Annotated in this window: 16 protein-coding genes; 10 read left to right on the top strand and 6 right to left on the bottom strand. The window is 69.8% G+C overall.

Features of this window, described 5'->3' with window-relative positions; all coding sequences use genetic code 11:
• Positions 1–18: 18 nt before the first annotated feature.
• Genes K3888_RS12015 through K3888_RS12005 form a run of 3 tightly spaced genes read right to left on the bottom strand, consistent with a single transcriptional unit; the run spans position 19 to position 2,888 of the window.
• Positions 19–696, bottom strand: coding sequence for an APA family fibronectin-binding glycoprotein (locus tag K3888_RS12015; protein WP_230930506.1), 678 nt, complete (start codon positions 694–696; stop codon positions 19–21).
• Positions 693–1,388: an alpha-ketoglutarate-dependent dioxygenase AlkB family protein gene (locus tag K3888_RS12010; RefSeq protein ID WP_230930505.1), complete on the bottom strand. Its 696-nt coding sequence runs from the start codon at positions 1,386–1,388 to the stop codon at positions 693–695. The genes K3888_RS12015 and K3888_RS12010 overlap by 4 nt, the downstream gene beginning before the upstream one ends.
• 6 nt (positions 1,389–1,394) lie before the next feature.
• Positions 1,395–2,888, bottom strand: a complete 1,494-nt coding sequence (locus K3888_RS12005) for an MFS transporter (RefSeq protein ID WP_230930607.1) — start codon at positions 2,886–2,888, stop codon at positions 1,395–1,397.
• Positions 2,889–3,074: 186 nt separating this feature from the next.
• On the opposite strand from K3888_RS12005, the gene K3888_RS12000 reads away from it, so the two are divergent.
• A complete protein-coding gene (locus tag K3888_RS12000) occupies positions 3,075–3,689 on the top strand; it encodes a GNAT family N-acetyltransferase (protein ID WP_230930504.1) in 615 nt (204 codons plus the stop codon).
• A gap of 177 nt (positions 3,690–3,866) precedes the next feature.
• Here the strand turns inward: K3888_RS12000 and K3888_RS11995 are convergent, their stop codons facing one another.
• Positions 3,867–4,799 (bottom strand): inositol monophosphatase family protein, encoded by a 933-nt coding sequence (locus K3888_RS11995; protein ID WP_230930503.1) that lies wholly within the window; start codon positions 4,797–4,799, stop codon positions 3,867–3,869.
• A 116-nt stretch (positions 4,800–4,915) separates the two neighbouring features.
• On the opposite strand from K3888_RS11995, the gene K3888_RS11990 reads away from it, so the two are divergent.
• The 5 genes from K3888_RS11990 to K3888_RS11970 all read left to right on the top strand — a co-directional run bounded on the left by K3888_RS11990 (position 4,916) and on the right by K3888_RS11970 (position 9,513).
• Positions 4,916–5,560 carry an ABC transporter permease gene (locus tag K3888_RS11990; protein ID WP_230930502.1) on the top strand — a complete coding sequence of 215 codons (645 nt, stop codon included), beginning with the start codon at positions 4,916–4,918 and terminating at the stop codon, positions 5,558–5,560.
• Positions 5,561–5,646: 86 nt separating this feature from the next.
• Positions 5,647–6,813, top strand: a complete 1,167-nt coding sequence (locus tag K3888_RS11985; RefSeq protein WP_230930606.1) for an ABC transporter ATP-binding protein — start codon at positions 5,647–5,649, stop codon at positions 6,811–6,813.
• Positions 6,810–7,571, top strand: a complete 762-nt coding sequence (locus K3888_RS11980) for an ABC transporter permease (protein WP_230930501.1) — start codon at positions 6,810–6,812, stop codon at positions 7,569–7,571. The genes K3888_RS11985 and K3888_RS11980 overlap by 4 nt, the downstream gene beginning before the upstream one ends.
• Entirely contained in the window at positions 7,568–8,554 is a 987-nt protein-coding gene (locus K3888_RS11975) for a glycine betaine ABC transporter substrate-binding protein (RefSeq protein WP_230930500.1), read from the top strand. Before K3888_RS11980 ends, K3888_RS11975 begins: the two co-directional genes overlap by 4 nt.
• Before the next feature lie 86 nt (positions 8,555–8,640).
• Entirely contained in the window at positions 8,641–9,513 is an 873-nt protein-coding gene (locus K3888_RS11970; protein WP_230930499.1) for an alpha/beta fold hydrolase, read from the top strand.
• A 122-nt stretch (positions 9,514–9,635) separates the two neighbouring features.
• Here K3888_RS11970 and K3888_RS11965 read toward each other — a convergent pair whose 3' ends face one another.
• A complete protein-coding gene (locus tag K3888_RS11965; protein ID WP_230930498.1) occupies positions 9,636–9,944 on the bottom strand; it encodes a hypothetical protein in 309 nt (102 codons plus the stop codon).
• 166 nt (positions 9,945–10,110) lie between these two features.
• Between K3888_RS11965 and K3888_RS11960 the strand changes: the two genes are divergently transcribed.
• A complete protein-coding gene (locus K3888_RS11960; RefSeq protein WP_230930497.1) occupies positions 10,111–10,665 on the top strand; it encodes a P-loop NTPase family protein in 555 nt (184 codons plus the stop codon).
• Here the strand turns inward: K3888_RS11960 and K3888_RS11955 are convergent.
• Positions 10,662–11,090 (bottom strand): hypothetical protein, encoded by a 429-nt coding sequence (locus tag K3888_RS11955; RefSeq protein ID WP_230930496.1) that lies wholly within the window; start codon positions 11,088–11,090, stop codon positions 10,662–10,664. The two genes, K3888_RS11960 and K3888_RS11955, sit on opposite strands and share 4 nt — an antisense overlap.
• 134 nt (positions 11,091–11,224) lie before the next feature.
• On the opposite strand from K3888_RS11955, the gene K3888_RS11950 reads away from it, so the two are divergent.
• From K3888_RS11950 to K3888_RS11940, 3 genes are read left to right on the top strand one after another with little or no spacing between them, the layout of a single operon-like run.
• Positions 11,225–12,220 (top strand): carbon-nitrogen hydrolase family protein, encoded by a 996-nt coding sequence (locus K3888_RS11950; protein ID WP_230930495.1) that lies wholly within the window; start codon positions 11,225–11,227, stop codon positions 12,218–12,220.
• Positions 12,220–13,254 carry a glutaminase A gene (gene glsA / locus K3888_RS11945; protein WP_230930494.1) on the top strand — a complete coding sequence of 345 codons (1,035 nt, stop codon included), beginning with the start codon at positions 12,220–12,222 and terminating at the stop codon, positions 13,252–13,254. Before K3888_RS11950 ends, glsA begins: the two co-directional genes overlap by 1 nt.
• Positions 13,251–14,867: an MFS transporter gene (locus K3888_RS11940; RefSeq protein ID WP_230930493.1), complete on the top strand. Its 1,617-nt coding sequence runs from the start codon at positions 13,251–13,253 to the stop codon at positions 14,865–14,867. The genes glsA and K3888_RS11940 overlap by 4 nt, the downstream gene beginning before the upstream one ends.
• Positions 14,868–14,963: the final 96 nt, after the last annotated feature.

The raw sequence follows: 14,963 nt of genomic DNA, 5'->3' as shown, positions 1-14,963 counted from the left end.
CTGGTCAGGAGCGCGAGATCAGGCCGGGCGGAAGCGCTCGACGATCTCGTCCGCCCACTCTGCGCGCGGCGAATCCATGCTTCCGTCGGCCGGCGAGCCGATGTAGGTGAGCCAGTACCTGTCGGCGCCCTCACCCACGACTGCCGTGTAGATCAGCGCCCCCTCCGGGCCGAGCATCGCCTGCTGGGCCATGGGGATCACCCGGAAGGACAACGCCGAGCCGTCGCCGACGCGGCTCGAGATCGGCTCCAGGCTCTCGTCGGTGGGCTGGCCCGGGACCGGCAGGACGGTCTGGCCGATGGCGGAGGCCAGCGCGTAGGCGGCCTGCTCGTTGTTGATCTCCTGGCCGCCCAGCATCTCCTCGGTCAGCGCACCGATGAAGACGAGTCCGCCCGCGCCACCGTCCGTCGACACCTTCTCGGGAAGCAACGCAGTGGTCCCGAACAGCAGGTCGCCGGACTCGGCCTGCCACCCCTCGGGGACGCGGATGGAGAACCCTGCGGCCTCGTCGACGTGATCAGAACCCGCCGCCACCTGGATCTTGGGGCTCAGCGTGCGCTCGCTCGGGGCGTAGGTCTTCTGCGAGACGACCACCGTCAGCACCGCCGCGACCACGGCCACGACCGCCACCAGAACGATCAGCAGGATGGCCTTGCCACGACCAGAAGATGAAGTCGTGCTCACACTCGCGCTCATGGACCCAGCGTAGGCGGGTCCGCCGGGCGCGTGCGTCGGAGGGTGATGTTCACCCGACCGGGAGCCGCGCCCAGCACGTCGCGGCACCAGGCGGGGGCTGTGCCGTCGACGACCTTGGGCACCCCGTGGAACGCCATCCGGGACGGCCCGCCGAACACCACCAGGTCCCCCGTCTCCAGACGCACGTCCGTGTACGGGCGGCCGCGGTACTCGGGAGTGCCGAATCGGAACGTGCACGCGTCGCCCAGGCTGAGCGAGACCACCGGGTCGCCGCTGGCCTCGTCGCGGTCCTGGTGCAGGCCCATCGTCGCGCCTGGGCCGTAGAGGTTCACCAGCGCGGCATCGGGCGTATAGAGGGCCGAGTCGGTCTCCGCCACGCGCGGATCGACCGCGGCCGCCGCGGACAGGGCAGACCGGGCGGCGCGCACGAGCCACTCCGGGATGGGCGGGACGTCGGCGTTGTCGTCGTCGCATCTATAGGGCGTCCAGTGGCGCCCCAGGCTGAACGTACGCACCGACATGCGGCCGCCGCCCGGCAGCACGATCGAGCGCGGCGCGCGCACCGCGGCCCAGTCCGCGCAGGCCCGCAGGAGGAATTCCTGCTGCTCGCGGCTCAGCCAGTCGGGCACGTGCACCGCGCCGGGACCGAGGATCGCCGGCTCGCGGCGGACGCCGAACAGCGGCTCTGTCACGCCTGCTCAGCTCCCTTTCGTCGTGCCCGGCCTCTGGTCCACATCCGGCTTCCGATCCGTGCCCGAACTCTGGTCCGCATCCGAGCCGTGACCCGCATCCGGGTCCGCGGCGGTGATGGGGGCCGCGATGTCCTCGAGCGACTGGCCCTCGGCGTCCACGCCCAGGAAGATCTCGGCGATGCCACCGACCGCCATCACCCCGGCCGCGATGAGGAAGCCCATGCCCACCAACGCGCGATCGCCGCTCTCGATGAAGTTACCGAACATCAGCGGGCCGATGATGCCGCCGACGCCCGTGCCGATCGCGTAGAAGAAGGCGATCGCCAGGGCGCGGGTCTCCATGGGGAAGATCTCCGACACCGTCAGATAGGCGGCCGAGGCGCCGGCGGTGGCGATGAAGAAGGTCAACGACAGCAGGATAACGAAGCCCCACAGTCCCCCGACCTCGCCCAGGAAAACGAAGTACAGCGGCACCGTCACCAGCGCGGACCCGATGTAGGTGCCGGCGATCATCCTCTTGCGGCCGACCCTGTCGAACAGCGGGCCCAGGGTGAGCGCGCCGAGGAAGTTCACGATCGCGAACAGTGCCAACAGCAGGGGTGCACTGCCCGAGTCGATGCCGTAGTAGTTCTGGTACAGCGTGCCGAGGTTGAAGGTGATGCCGTTGTAGAGGAACGCCTGGCCGATGAACAGGGCGAGGCACAGGAGCGCCCGCTTGGGGTACTTGCCGAACGCGGTCTTGGCGATCTCGGTGAACGGGATGCTCGCGCGCTGATGGATGGTGATCTGCTCGTCGCGGCCGACCCGCTCCAGCGGCTCGTCTTTCTCCTCCTCGACCTGTTCCTCGATGTCCTCCACGATCTCGTCGGCCTCGTCCTCGCGGCCGTGGATGAACAGCCATCTCGGGCTCTCCGGGACGTGCCTTCGGACGAAGATGATGACCACGCCCAGCAATGCGCCCACGCCGAGCGCGAAGCGCCATCCCAGGCCCTCGGAGAACCACGCGGTGTTGAGGAAGAACAGCGAATAGAACGAGCCGAACGTCGCGCCCAGCCAGTAGGTGCCGTTGATGAGGATGTCCACGCGGCCGCGGTAGTTCGCGGGGATGAGCTCGTCGACCGCGGAGTTGATCGCCGCGTACTCGCCGCCGATCCCGGCGCCGGTGACGAATCTGCAGAGGAAGAACATCCACGGCTCGACCGAGAACGCCGTGGCGAACGTGGCGATGCAGTACACGACCAGGGTGAGCATGAAGAGCTTCTTGCGGCCCCACCGGTCGGTCAGCCGCCCGAAGAACAGCGCGCCCAGACAGGCGCCGAGGATGTAGATCGATGCAGCGAGACCGATCTGCCCCTCCGTGATGGGCAGGCCGCTGCCCGGCTCGACCAGCCGCGCGGCCAGCGAGCCGATGAGCGTGACCTCCAGGCCGTCGAGGATCCAGACCGTCCCCAGGCCCAGGATGACCTTCCAGTGGATACCCGCCCAGGGCAGGCGGTCCATCCGGGCGGGGATCGCCGTGGAGATGGTGCCCAGCTTGCGCTTGCCGGGTCCTGACCTGGTGTCGGGGGATGCATCACCCCGGGATCGCCGCTCCATGAAGTGGTTCTATCCGGTGTTGACGCGCGTCGCATCCGGTGGCGTGGGCACGCGGGTAGCGGCACCATCGGGTCGGATAGCGTGCGCCGAGTGATCAACCCGATGAGTACCCATGTCCGCTCCGCCGCGCCGACGGATCTGGCTGGCGCCGCCGACACCCTCGCGGCCGCGTTCGCCGACTATCCCTGGACCCGCTACGTCATCCCCGACGACGGTTACGCCGAGCGACTGCGCAGGATCCAGTTCCTCTACCTGCGTCATGCGCTTCAGCACGGGATTGTTGGCGTCACCGATCCGGCGGGCGGGGCGATCGCGCTCCTCCCGCCGGACGCCCCCGAGCCCGACCCCGCGACCGTGCAGGAGATCGTCGCGCTCCACGGCGAGCGAGTGGATCGGCTCGCGCCCGGCGACAGCGCGCCACCGGCTGCGGAATCCGAGGCCGCGGCGCCCGCACCGTGGCGACTCGAGACCCTCGGCGTACGCCCTGACCGGCAGGGCGCTGGGCTCGGCAGTGCGCTCGTACGGTTCGGGCTCGAGGGCGCAGCGCGACACGCCGCCCACGCCGCACACGCAATCGCGCTGGACACCTCCGATCCGCGAAACGTGCGGCTCTACGAGCGATTCGGTTTCGCCACCGTCGCCCACTCCGAGGTGCCCGGCGGGCCTCCAGTGTGGGTGATGCGCTGCGCCGCGGCCCCGCTGTGACCATCAGCACCCTCGCGTTGCGGATAAATGTCGACACCACTGCGAGGATTTGCTGCTTTCACCGCAGTGGCGCCAACAAAGATCGCAACGGTGTCGACCAGCCGGGCTGGGCGGGGCCGTGGTCGGCGGCGCTGCGGTGGGCCTAGAAGCGGCCGTCGATCAGCGACAGCTCCGGAATCAGTCCCGGCCCAGCACCGCCCACGCCTGCTCGGCGAGTGCGGGCGTCGCGGCCGCGACCACCGTGCCGCCCTCCAGCGGCTGCCGGCCGTCCGGGCCGGTGATCACCCCGCCCGCGGCCTCGATGATCGGGATCAGCGCCACGATGTCGTAGGAGTTGAGGTCGGATTCGACGACCAGGTCGACCCGGCCGGCGGCGAGCATGCAGTAGGCGTAGCAGTCGCCGCCGAAGCGCTGGAGGCGGACGCGGCGGCCGAGTTCGTCGTAGCGGTCGCGGGTCGAGCCGCTGTCACCGAACATCGACGGATGCGTCGTGTACAGGATCGCCTCGGACAGCTCCGTGCAGCCCGACGTGCGCAGGTCCGTGATCTGCACCGAACCACCGTCAGCGGCCGGGCGACGCACCATAGCGCGGCCGCCCACCGCCGAGAACGTCTCGCCCAGAATCGGCTGATCCATCCAGCCCGCCACCGCGCGCCCGTCCTCGACCACGCCGACGAGCGTGCCCCAACCCGCCATACCCGTGAGGAAGGCCTTCGTGCCGTCGATCGGATCCAGGTACCAGGTGCGGGGGGCGTCGGCGGGGCCCGTGGGGCCGTTCTCCTCCCCCACCACGCGATCGCCCGGCGACATCGCATTGATCCCCGCGCGCAGCAGTGCCTCGATCGCGCGGTCGGCCTCGGTGACGGGGTCGTAGCCGCGGTGGGCGCCGGGGCCGCCGGCGGAATCGGCGCCGCCGGAATCCACGCTGGCAGCAGAATCGGCGCCGCCAGCAGCGCCCGGACCAGCGCCTGCCGCGTTCTTGTCGGCGGCACCGAGCGCGGCGAGGTCGCCGTGGAAGTGGCGGCGGGCGATCCGGCCGCTGGCGGCGAGCAACTCGTCGAGGCGCTCGATCTGATCCGGTCCGAGAGGGCGGGAGGGCCGTGGCGTCATCACACCATCGTGCCCCAGCCCCCGCCGCGCCGCCGACCGGATCCCCCGACTCGGCCCTCTACACGTGCGGAAACGGCTAACGTGTTCACACCGCCCACCAACAGAGCCGAGGCGCGATGACCGCCCTGATGGATTTCCTCTCGACCCGCCGGGTCCAGCTGGCCACGGACTCCTGGCAGCACGTCAGCGCCACCGTGCAGGCCGTGCTGCTCGCGACCGTGCTGTCGGTGGCGGTCGGGGTGGCCGTGTACCGCAGCCGCACCGGCTCGGCCGTGGCCACCGGACTCGCCGCCACCGCGCTGACGATTCCGTCGTTCGCGCTGCTCGGCCTGCTCATCCCGCTACTCGGGCTGGGCGTGCTGCCCACCATGACCGCCCTGGTCATCTACGCCGTGCTGCCGATCCTGCGCAACACGATCGTCGGCCTGGACGCGGTGCCGGCCGCCACCGTGGACGCCGCGCGCGGGGTCGGGATGAGCCGGCTCGGCGTGCTGAGCAGGGTCGAACTGCCGCTCGCGTGGCCCTCGATCCTCGCTGGCATCCGGGTGTCCACGCAGATGTCGATGGGCATCCTCGCGATCGCCGCCTACGTCAAGGGGCCCGGCCTGGGGAACCTCATCTTCGCCGCCCTGTCCCGCGTGGGTACGCCCACCGCCCTGCCGATGGCGCTCACGGCGACCGTCCTCGTCGTCGTCCTCGCTCTTGTCCTGGACGCCCTGCTCGTCCTACTCGGCCGCCTCACCATCAGGGGGAACCAGTGACCACTTCCACCGGCCGCGAGGCCCACGCCGACGGGACCGACGCGGGCGCCCCCCGCACCGACGGTCCCACTACAGCTGTCTCGGGCGTGCCGATCGTCCTGGACGACGTCACCAAGATCTACCCCGGCCAGGAGCGGCCGGCCGTCGACCGCGTCTCGCTCGACCTGCCGGCCGGTCACACGACGGTGTTCGTGGGGCCGTCCGGCTGCGGCAAGACCACCACGATGCGCATGATCAACCGCCTTATCGAGCCCAGCTCGGGCACCATCACGATCGACGGCGAGGACAACCGCCGGCTCGACGCCGACACCCTGCGCCGCAGCATCGGCTACGCCATCCAGGCCTCCGGGCTGTTCCCGCACATGACGGTCGCGCAGAACGTCGCCACCGTGCCGCGGCTGCTCAAGTGGAACAAGAAGCGCACCCGCGAGCGCGTGGACGAGATGCTCGAGCTCGTCGGCCTGGCCCCCGGTGACTACCGCGACCGCTATCCCGCGCAGCTGTCCGGCGGGCAGCAGCAGCGCGTCGGCGTGGCCCGGGCGCTGGCCGCGGATCCGCCGGTGCTGCTCATGGACGAGCCATTCGGCGCGGTGGACCCCATCACGCGCGCGTCGCTGCAGGACGAGCTGCTGCGGCTGCAGTCCGAGCTGCACAAGACGATCGTCTTCGTCACCCACGATTTCTCGGAGGCCGTGAAGTTGGGCGACCGGATCGCGGTGCTCGGCCCCGGCTCGTCCGTCCTGCAGTTCGACACCCCCGAGGCGATCCTGGCCAATCCGGCCGACGAGACGGTCGCCGGGTTCATCGGGGACGACGCCGCGCTCAAGACCCTCACCCTCCGGCGCGTGGGGGACGTGGGCCTGGGGACGACGACGACGGCGAGGGTGTCCGACGACCCGGCCGAGTTCGCCGCCCGCCTGCGCCGATCCGATGACGAGTGGGCCGTGGTGCTGGACGAGGCCGGCCGCCCGGTGCGCTGGGTCCGCGGGGATCGGGTGGCGCAGATGCCGGATCTGGGCTCGGGGGGCCAGCTCGTGAGCGGCACGGTCACGGTCGATTCGACGCTCCAGGAGGCGTTGGACGGGCTGCTGTCGACGGCGAGTGCGACCACCGTGGTCGTCGACCGCGACGGCGCGTACCGGGGCACGATCGGGATCGACGACCTGGTCGACGAGTTGCGACGCATCCACCACCGGCACAACGACGACGAGCCCGCCTCTCCCGCCGGCTCCGACCCGGGCGACCCGTCATGAGCACTCCCACCGCCACCGAGACGCTGGCCCGCGGCGACACCGCCCGGCTGTTCATCCAGCCGGTCGCGGTGATCATCGCGGTGGTCGGGGTGTTGTGGTGGGCGTTCGCGAGCCCGATGACCGAGACCCAGGCGGCGTCGCTCAACGCGGCGTCGATCACCGAGCGGACCCTGCAGCACGTCCAGATCACCGTGACGGTGACGCTGATCGTGGTGGCAGTGGGCGTGCCGCTGGGGATCATCCTGACCCGGCGGCGCACCCGGTTCCTCGCGCCGGTGGCGATCGGGATCGCCAATATCGGGCAGGCGGCGCCCGCGATCGGTCTGCTCGTGCTGCTGTTCCTGGTCACCAACCGGACCGGGTTCTGGATCGGGGTGCTGCCGGTGGCGTTCTACTCGCTGCTGCCGGTGCTGCGGAACACGATCGTCGGCATCCACAACGTCGACCCCGCACTCATCGACGCCGCGCGCGGCCAGGGCATGGCGCCGACGCGGGTCCTGCGCACGGTCGAGCTGCCGCTGGCCGTGCCGTTCATCCTCGCCGGTCTGCGCACCACGCTCGTGCTGGCGGTGGGCACGGCCACGCTGAGCTTCCTCGTCGACGCCGGCGGGCTGGGCATCTTTATCGACACCGGGTACCGGCTCCAGGACTACAAGACGATGGTCGTGGGCGCTGTCCTCGCGGTGGCGCTGGCGCTGCTCGTGGACTGGCTCGGCGCGGTCGGCGAGGTCCTGTTCAACCCGAAGGGGCTGCGATGAGAAGCGTTGCGCGGGTGCGGAGGCTGTTGGCCTCCCTGCTGGCCGTGGTACTCGTGGCGACCGGCTGCGGCCTGAACAACGGCGGCTCGGTGCCACTTTCGGTGGGCCCCGGTCCGCAGGGTGTCGTCCCCGAACTCGAGGGCGTGAAGGTGACTGTCGGCGGCAAGGACTTCACCGAGGGTGTAATCGCCAGCTACCTGGTGGAGTTCCTGCTCGCCGCGGCCGGCATGGAAGTCTCCGACATGTCGTCGCTGGCCGGCTCCAACAGTTTCCGACAGGCGCTGGTCACCGGACAGGTGGACATCGGCATGGAGTACACCGGCACCGCCTGGATGAGCTACCTCGGCAACGACGAACCGGTGCGGGACCCGCAGCAGCAGTGGGAGGCCGTGCGCGATGCCGACCTGGCCGAGCACGACATCCGCTGGCTGCCGCCGACCACCGTGGACAACACCTATTCGTTCGCCATGAACCGGGCCACGGCCGAGGCCACCGGGGTGACCACGTTCTCCGAGTACGCCGACCTGGTGCGTTCCGATCCGCAGGCGGCCGTGAGCTGCATGGAGACCGAGTTCTCGGTGCGCCGGGACGGCTGGCCCGGCCTGGCGGAGGCCTACGGCTTCGACGCCGCCACGGTGCCCACGCCGATCATGCAGCCGGGGATCATCTACCAGGCCACCTCCGTGGGCCGCGAGTGCGCGTTCGGCGAGGTCTACACCACCGACGGCCGGGTCAAGGGCCTCGATCTGGTGGTACTGGAGGACGACAAGCGGTTCTTCCCCGTCTACAACCTCGCCACGGTGGTGCGGGGCAGCTACCTGGACGCGCATCCGCAGATCGAGCAGGTTCTGGAGCCTCTGATCGACCTGCTCACCAACGAGGTGATGGTGGAACTCAACATGCGCGTCGACGTGGACGGCGAGGACCCCGCGCTGGTCGCGAGGGATTTCCTGGTGGCCGAGGGGCTCGTGACTGCCGGCTGAGTCGGAGGTGGGTGCTGCGGCGATCGTGCGTGTGGCGGACAATCGCTGACACGACTACCGGTCAGGCGTCTGCGAGGAGGATTCCCATGCGCACCAACCCGCTCATCGCACTACCCCGCTCGGCGCGGCGGCTGCCCCGGATGGCCCCGGACATGTCGCTGCTGCCGACGGGCCGGATCGTCACCGTCGCCGACGACGTGGTGACCAGGCTGTACGACACCGGCGAGGAGCACCTCCAGCCGGTGATCCTGCTGCACGGGATGGCCGCCACCGGGATGCTCAACTGGTATCAGACCTTCCAGCGCCTGCACGGCGAGTACCGGCTCATCGCCTATGACCAGCGCCATCACGGCATGGGCCACACCGGGAACTTCGACTTCCAGACCCTGTCGGAGGACGTCCTGCGGGTCGCCGACCACCTGGAGCTGGAGCGGCCCGTGGTGGGCGGGTACTCGATGGGCGGGATCGTGGCGCAGCTGGCCGCCCGTCCGGACCCCTCCCGGCTCGGCGGTCTGGTGCTGGCCGCCACCGGCACCGGCGCGCAGCGCAACGCCCTGGAGAAGGCCACTCTCGGCGGGTTCGCGCGGACGGCACCGCTCCTCAACGCGGTCCCGGTGGAGGTGGCCCGCGAGATCGAGGAGGAGGCGCCCGGCCCCACCACGTGGGCGTTGCGGGAGTTGTCGTCGGTCTCCCTCGCCGCCCATCGCACGGTGATCAGTCAGGTCGCGCGCTTCAACTCCACCTCGTGGCTGCATGAACTCGACCTGCCGGTGGCGATCGTCAAGACGATGCGCGACATCGCGTTCCCGCAGTCGATCCAGGACGAGATGGCCGACCTGCTGCCGCACAGCGCGGTGTTCCCGATCCAGGGCGGCCACGCGGTCTGCGCCACCCAGCCGGGCCGGTTCGCCAGCCGGATGCGCACCGCGATCGGCTGGGTGGTCTCCAACGGGCGCTGAAAACCCGCCACCGGAACCCCTCACCGGAGCGCCGCCCTGCGAACCCCGATCCCCCCCCGGCATCCGCTCCAGCGCCTGCCCGAGGTCCCGGAACAGGCCCCCGGCCGCTGGAGCACTGAGTACTAGATCACCGAGTAGCGCACCGCGGTCACCACAAAGACGACCAGCGCGATCGCGCCGAGGATCACGCCCCACAGGCCCCGCCGCTCGTTCGGCTCGCCTCCGGCCATCATGCCGCCCGCCGGCCAGCGGGCGATCAGTCCGAAGGCGACCGCCATCAGCGCCGCGAGGAACGCCACGATGTTGAGCAGGGGCACCCACGAGAACAGCAGCGACCCGATCCCCAGGACCAGGGCGCGGGTGCCGAGATCCATGCCCTCGGAGGACGAATTCCGGGGCTTCGAGCCGCGCGAGCGGGGGCGCATGGGCATACCGCCAGCGTACTGGCGGCGGCCCGCCCGCGATGCCACGACGGCCGCGACCCGGACGGCCAGGGCGTGTCTTCTATAGCTAAGCGGTGCCCCACTTGATCGGGCGAGTAAGTGGATTCTGGAAAGCTCGCGCCCTCCTTGCTTGCGAAGTCCGGATAATAGGACAGTGCTCAATGCAGATGACACGATCAGCTGGGGCCCCAAGCGCATCGCGGTAGCTGGAGTCTCCGGCTCGGGAAAGACGACCTTGTGCGATGAGCTGGCAGAAGTCCTGCGTTGCGGGCGCGTCGAGTTGGACAGTCTCTACCACGGTCCGAACTGGACGCCACGAGAGGCATTTCTCGAAGACGTACAGGGCTTGATCTCAGCACCGTGCTGGGTCGTTGAATTGCAGTACCGCGAAGCGCGGCCCCTCATCGTCTCCCGAGCTGACACCATCCTGTGGCTGGACTACCCGACCAGGATCCAGATGACCCGACTCATCCGTCGGACGGTCCGCCGACGCGTGCAGCGCGAGGAACTCTGGAACGGGAACTACGAGCCGCCGCTGTGGAAAGCCCTCATCGACGAGGACCACATTCTGCGATGGGGTTGGCGTACGCGGAAGAAGCTCAAGCCGGTGATACCGACGTTGGAGAGCCGGTTTCCCGGGCTACGCGTTGTCCGTCTGACGCATCCGTCACAGACCTCACGGTGGGTCCGCGCCCTGGCGAGAAGCTAGCTGAAGAACTGCCCGGCGATGAACCCGGCCAGCAGCACCGCGAATCCGCCGATCTCGCCCACGACGAGCGCCCACATGCCGATGTGCAGCGACGCCGTGGGGTTCTCGAACTGGTTGGTCGTGTCCTGCTTCGCGCCGTGGACGATGTAGGCCCCGATGGCCACGAGGAAGAAGAACACCAGTACGCCGGCGGCCGCGAGGTTCACCCACGTCGGCCAGCTGCTCAGCTCCACGAAAGCCGCGATGAGCAGCGTGGCGAACGAATACAGCAGCGAAGCCCGGTGCGCGATGTCGACGTAAGGGTGCGCGAAGTGCTCCGGGCTGGTCGCCATCTGCCGGTACTTCCACACACCGAGCACGAGCGCCAGCAGGAAGATCAGCCCGGCGGCGAGCAGCGTGAGCCGGGTGTCGATTCCGAGTTCCATGGGTCCTTCCGAGGGAGGCTGGAGAACAATCCACCTGACAAACCGTGGGGATTTGTAGACTTCGATCCTAGGTCACGTGGCCTGCTCGAGGGCCGCGCAGCATCAATCTCGCTCACCGTCTCTCAGGAGAATCCATGCCGGATCACGTCGACTCCCCGCTCCGCCGCGTGCACGCCGCCGCGATCCAGCTGGAGGGCGTGCCCGGGCGGGTCGACCTCACGCTGGAACGCCTGGAGGCGATGATCGTCGAGGCCGGCGAGCGGGGCGCGAAACTCATCGCGGTGCCCGAGTTCTGCACGTCGCCGGTGCCGATGCGCGCCGAGGTCCACGCGGCGGTGCTGCCGCGCGAGAACGCGGCGGTGGAGATGTTCCGACGGTTGGCCGCGCGGTACGGCGCGACGATCGGCGGGTCGATGTTGATCGCCGACGACGACGAGGTCTACAACCGTTATCACCTGGTCGAACCCGATGGTCGCGTCCACACTCATGACAAGGACCTGCCGACGATGTGGGAGAACTGCTTCTACACCGGAGGCCGCGACGACGGCGCGTTCGACACCGCGCTCGGCGGGGTGGGGGTCGCGAGCTGCTGGGAGCTCATCCGCAACCAGACCGTGCGCAGGCTGCGGGGTCGGATCGACATCGCGATGACGGGCACGCACTGGTGGACCGTGCCGAGCAACTGGGGCGGGCTCGCCTCGCGGGCGCTGGCTCCGGTCGCCCGGCGCAACCGCGTCCTGTCGGAGAACGCGCCCGCGGAGTTCGCCCGGCGGCTGGGGGTGCCGGTGCTGCAGGCCTCCCATTGCGGATCGATCCGATCGGACTTCCTGCTGGCACCGGGCTCGGGTCTCTCCGTCAGTTACGAGACCGAGTTCGTGGGGGCCACGCAGATCGTCGACCCGGACGGCACCGTCCTGGCCTCCCGGCGGACCTCCGAGGGGCCGGGCATCGTCTCTGCGGATGTCGAGCTCGGGGCCCGGGGAAGCGTCACCCCGGCGGGAGAGGATTTCTGGATTCCGGATCTGCCGCTGCTGGTGCGCGGATACTGGCACCAACAGAATCTGGCGGGTCGGAGTTACTACAGGCGGTCAGGGCGGACGGCAGGCCTGCGGGCCGCGACGGGAGATTGATGATCACATCGGAATCGGCGGGAGTCCCGCAACGCGTGTCGACCGGCCGGCTCCCCGGCTGGGACGAGGTCGAATCGCTCACCGTCACCGCCCACGAGCGCTACCGCGACCTGCACGACGGCACGGTCGCGGACTACATCCCCGTCCTCGCCGGGGCGGACCCCGGCCTGTTCGGTCTCGCCGTGAGCGAGGTCAGCGGCGCGGTCCACAGGGTCGGCGACAGCGCCCACACCTTCACCGTCCAGTCGGTGTCCAAGGCCTTCGTCTACGCCCTCGTCTGCCGCGAGTACGGGCACGAGGTGGTCAAGGACCGGGTGGGCGTCAACAACACCGGCCTGCCCTTCAACTCGGTGATGGCGATCGAACTGAACGACGGCCACCCCATGAACCCGATGGTCAACGCGGGCGCGATCGCCACCACCTCGTTGATGCCCGGCGCCACCCCGGCCGAGCAGTGGGAGCTGATCCGGACCGGCCTGTCCGCGTTCGCGGGCCGTCAGCTGACCATGGACGGCACGGTGTACGCCTCGGAGATGGCCACCAACCACCGGAACAACGCGATCGCGCGGCTCCTGGAGAGCTACGGTCGGCTCGACGCCGACCCGCTGGAGATCGTCGACGTCTACACCCGGCAGTGCGCCCTCCTGGTGACGGCCGAAGATCTGGCGGTCATGGGCGCGACACTCGCCGACGGCGGCGCGAACCCGGTGACCGGCGAGCAGGTGGTCTCCCCCGACGTCTGCCGGGACACGTTGGCCATGCTCGCCGCGAGCGGCATGTACGAGAGATCCGGGGAGTGGCTGTTCGAGATCGGCATCCCCGCCAAGTCCGGGGTGGCCGGTGGGATCGTCGCGATCGCCCCGGGCAAGGGCGCGATCGGCGCGTTCTCGCCACGCCTGAACTCGGCCGGGAACAGCGTGCGCGGCCAGCGAGCGATCGCCTACCTCTCGCGCGCCCTCGGGCTCAACCTCTTCGCCTCCGATGCGGACGCGCGGATCGGCGGGACCGTCGCTGCGGAAAGGACACGTTCATGACCACCACGACGTCCACGATGCCGGGGCTGGAGGAACGCCGGTCCTGGCTCCCGATGGTCGGGCTATTCCTCGGCCAGATCCTCATGTCGTTCAACGTCTCCGCGCTACCGATCTCGATCGGCGGGATGGTCTCCGATTTCGGGGTCCCTCCCACGGTCGCCGGGTCGACGATCGTCATCTACGGCCTGGTCGTGGCGGCACTGGTGATGACCGGGGCCAAACTCGGTCAACGCCTCGGGTGGGTGCGGATCTTCCGAGTCGTCGTCGTCGTCTTCGCCTGTTCCTCGCTCATGATGATCTTCTCCCCCTCGGTGGGCTGGGCGATCGCGGGGCAGGCGCTCGCCGGCGCCGCGGCGGCGATCATCGTCCCCGCGCTGGTGGCCCTCATCGCCGAAAACTACCGCGGTGACCAGCAGGCCACCGCGATCGGCTCGCTGGGGTCGGCCCGCGCGCTGGCCGGCGTGAGCGCGTTCCTCATCGGCGGCACCCTCGGCACCCTCGTGGGCTGGCGGCCCGTCTTCTGGATCGTGTTCGCGATCGCGGTCGCCGTGTTCGCGCTGAGCTTCACGCTGCGGTCCGACCGCGGCGACTCGTCGATCACGATCGACGTGGTGGCCGCGTTCCTCATCGGCATCGCGATCATGGTCCTCACCCTGGGGTTCAACAACCTCAACGCGTGGGGCGCGTTCTTCGCCGGGCCCGGCGCGCCGTTCGACCTCGGGGGGATCTCGCCCGCCCCGATGCTCATCGTGGCGGGCATCATCCTGGGGCAGGCGTTCTTCCTGTGGACGAGGCGCCGCATCCGCGAGGGCAAGGTCCCGCTGGTCGACCTGTCGGTTCTCGGTTCGGGGCGCGAACGTGCGGCCGTGTACGCGATGTTCATCGTGGTGGCGCTCGAGGCGGCCCTGAACTTCACCGTGCCCCTCTACATCCAGGTGGTGCAGGGACGCACCCCGTTCGAGACGTCGCTGGCGATGATGCCCTTCAACATCACCGTGTTCATCACCGCGACGCTGATCGTGCGCTTCTACAAACGGTTCAGCCCGCGCACGATCGGGATCGCCGCATTCACACTGGCCACCGCCGCCCTGGTGTGGCTGTCATTCGTGGTGAACAACAACTGGGAGACGCTGCCCACGATCATCGGGCTGGTGGCGTTCGGTATCGGCCAGGGTGCACTCGTGACGCTCGTGTTCAACGTCCTCGTCACCTCCGCCCCGGCCGAGCTCGCCGGCGACGTGGGCTCGATCCGCGGCAGCACCCAGAACCTCGCCTCCGCGGTCGGCACGGCCGTGGTCGGCGCGCTTCTCGTGGCGCTGCTCAGCGTCGGCATCGGCAGGGCCGTGGTCGAGCACCCGGCGCTGCCGCCGGAGCTCATCGCGCAGGTGGACCTGGACAGCGTGAACTTCGTGTCCAACGACGACCTCGACGAGGTGCTGGCCCGGACCGACGCCACCGCCGAGCAGATCGACTACGCGGTGCAGCTCAACGAGGAGGAGCGCCTGCGGGCCCTCAAGATGGGGCTGCTGATCCTCGCCGGGATCAGCGCGCTGGCGATCCTGCCGGCGTCGCGGCTGCCGCGCTATCGGCCGCACGAGATCCCCGTCGGCTAGGTCGGCGGCCGGCCGGGTCGGCGGGCCGGCGGGCCGGCCGGGTCGGCGGGCCGGCCAGGTCGGCGGCCGGCTGACCTCACGCCTGCAGGGTCGGTC

The sequence above is a fragment of the Dietzia aurantiaca genome (assembly GCF_021033825.1).
Lineage (GTDB): Bacteria > Actinomycetota > Actinomycetes > Mycobacteriales > Mycobacteriaceae > Dietzia > Dietzia aurantiaca.
Note: the sequence above shows the minus strand (reverse complement) of the source record. Positions and strands in the feature narration are given on the sequence as shown.

Excerpts from the sequence above, each read along its gene's own strand:
- K3888_RS12015 (WP_230930506.1), bottom strand. The coding sequence starts at position 696 with ATGAGCGCGAGTGTGAGCACGACTTCATCTTCTGGTCGTGGCAAGGCC.
- K3888_RS12005 (WP_230930607.1), bottom strand. The coding sequence starts at position 2,888 with ATGGACCGCCTGCCCTGGGCGGGTATCCACTGGAAGGTCATCCTGGGC.
- K3888_RS11995 (WP_230930503.1), bottom strand. The coding sequence starts at position 4,799 with ATGACGCCACGGCCCTCCCGCCCTCTCGGACCGGATCAGATCGAGCGC.
- K3888_RS11990 (WP_230930502.1), top strand. The coding sequence starts at position 4,916 with ATGACCGCCCTGATGGATTTCCTCTCGACCCGCCGGGTCCAGCTGGCC.
- K3888_RS11980 (WP_230930501.1), top strand. The coding sequence starts at position 6,810 with ATGAGCACTCCCACCGCCACCGAGACGCTGGCCCGCGGCGACACCGCC.
- K3888_RS11975 (WP_230930500.1), top strand. The coding sequence starts at position 7,568 with ATGAGAAGCGTTGCGCGGGTGCGGAGGCTGTTGGCCTCCCTGCTGGCC.
- K3888_RS11970 (WP_230930499.1), top strand. The coding sequence starts at position 8,641 with ATGCGCACCAACCCGCTCATCGCACTACCCCGCTCGGCGCGGCGGCTG.
- K3888_RS11965 (WP_230930498.1), bottom strand. The coding sequence starts at position 9,944 with ATGCCCATGCGCCCCCGCTCGCGCGGCTCGAAGCCCCGGAATTCGTCC.
- K3888_RS11955 (WP_230930496.1), bottom strand. The coding sequence starts at position 11,090 with ATGGAACTCGGAATCGACACCCGGCTCACGCTGCTCGCCGCCGGGCTG.
- K3888_RS11950 (WP_230930495.1), top strand. The coding sequence starts at position 11,225 with ATGCCGGATCACGTCGACTCCCCGCTCCGCCGCGTGCACGCCGCCGCG.
- glsA (WP_230930494.1), top strand. The coding sequence starts at position 12,220 with ATGATCACATCGGAATCGGCGGGAGTCCCGCAACGCGTGTCGACCGGC.
- K3888_RS11940 (WP_230930493.1), top strand. The coding sequence starts at position 13,251 with ATGACCACCACGACGTCCACGATGCCGGGGCTGGAGGAACGCCGGTCC.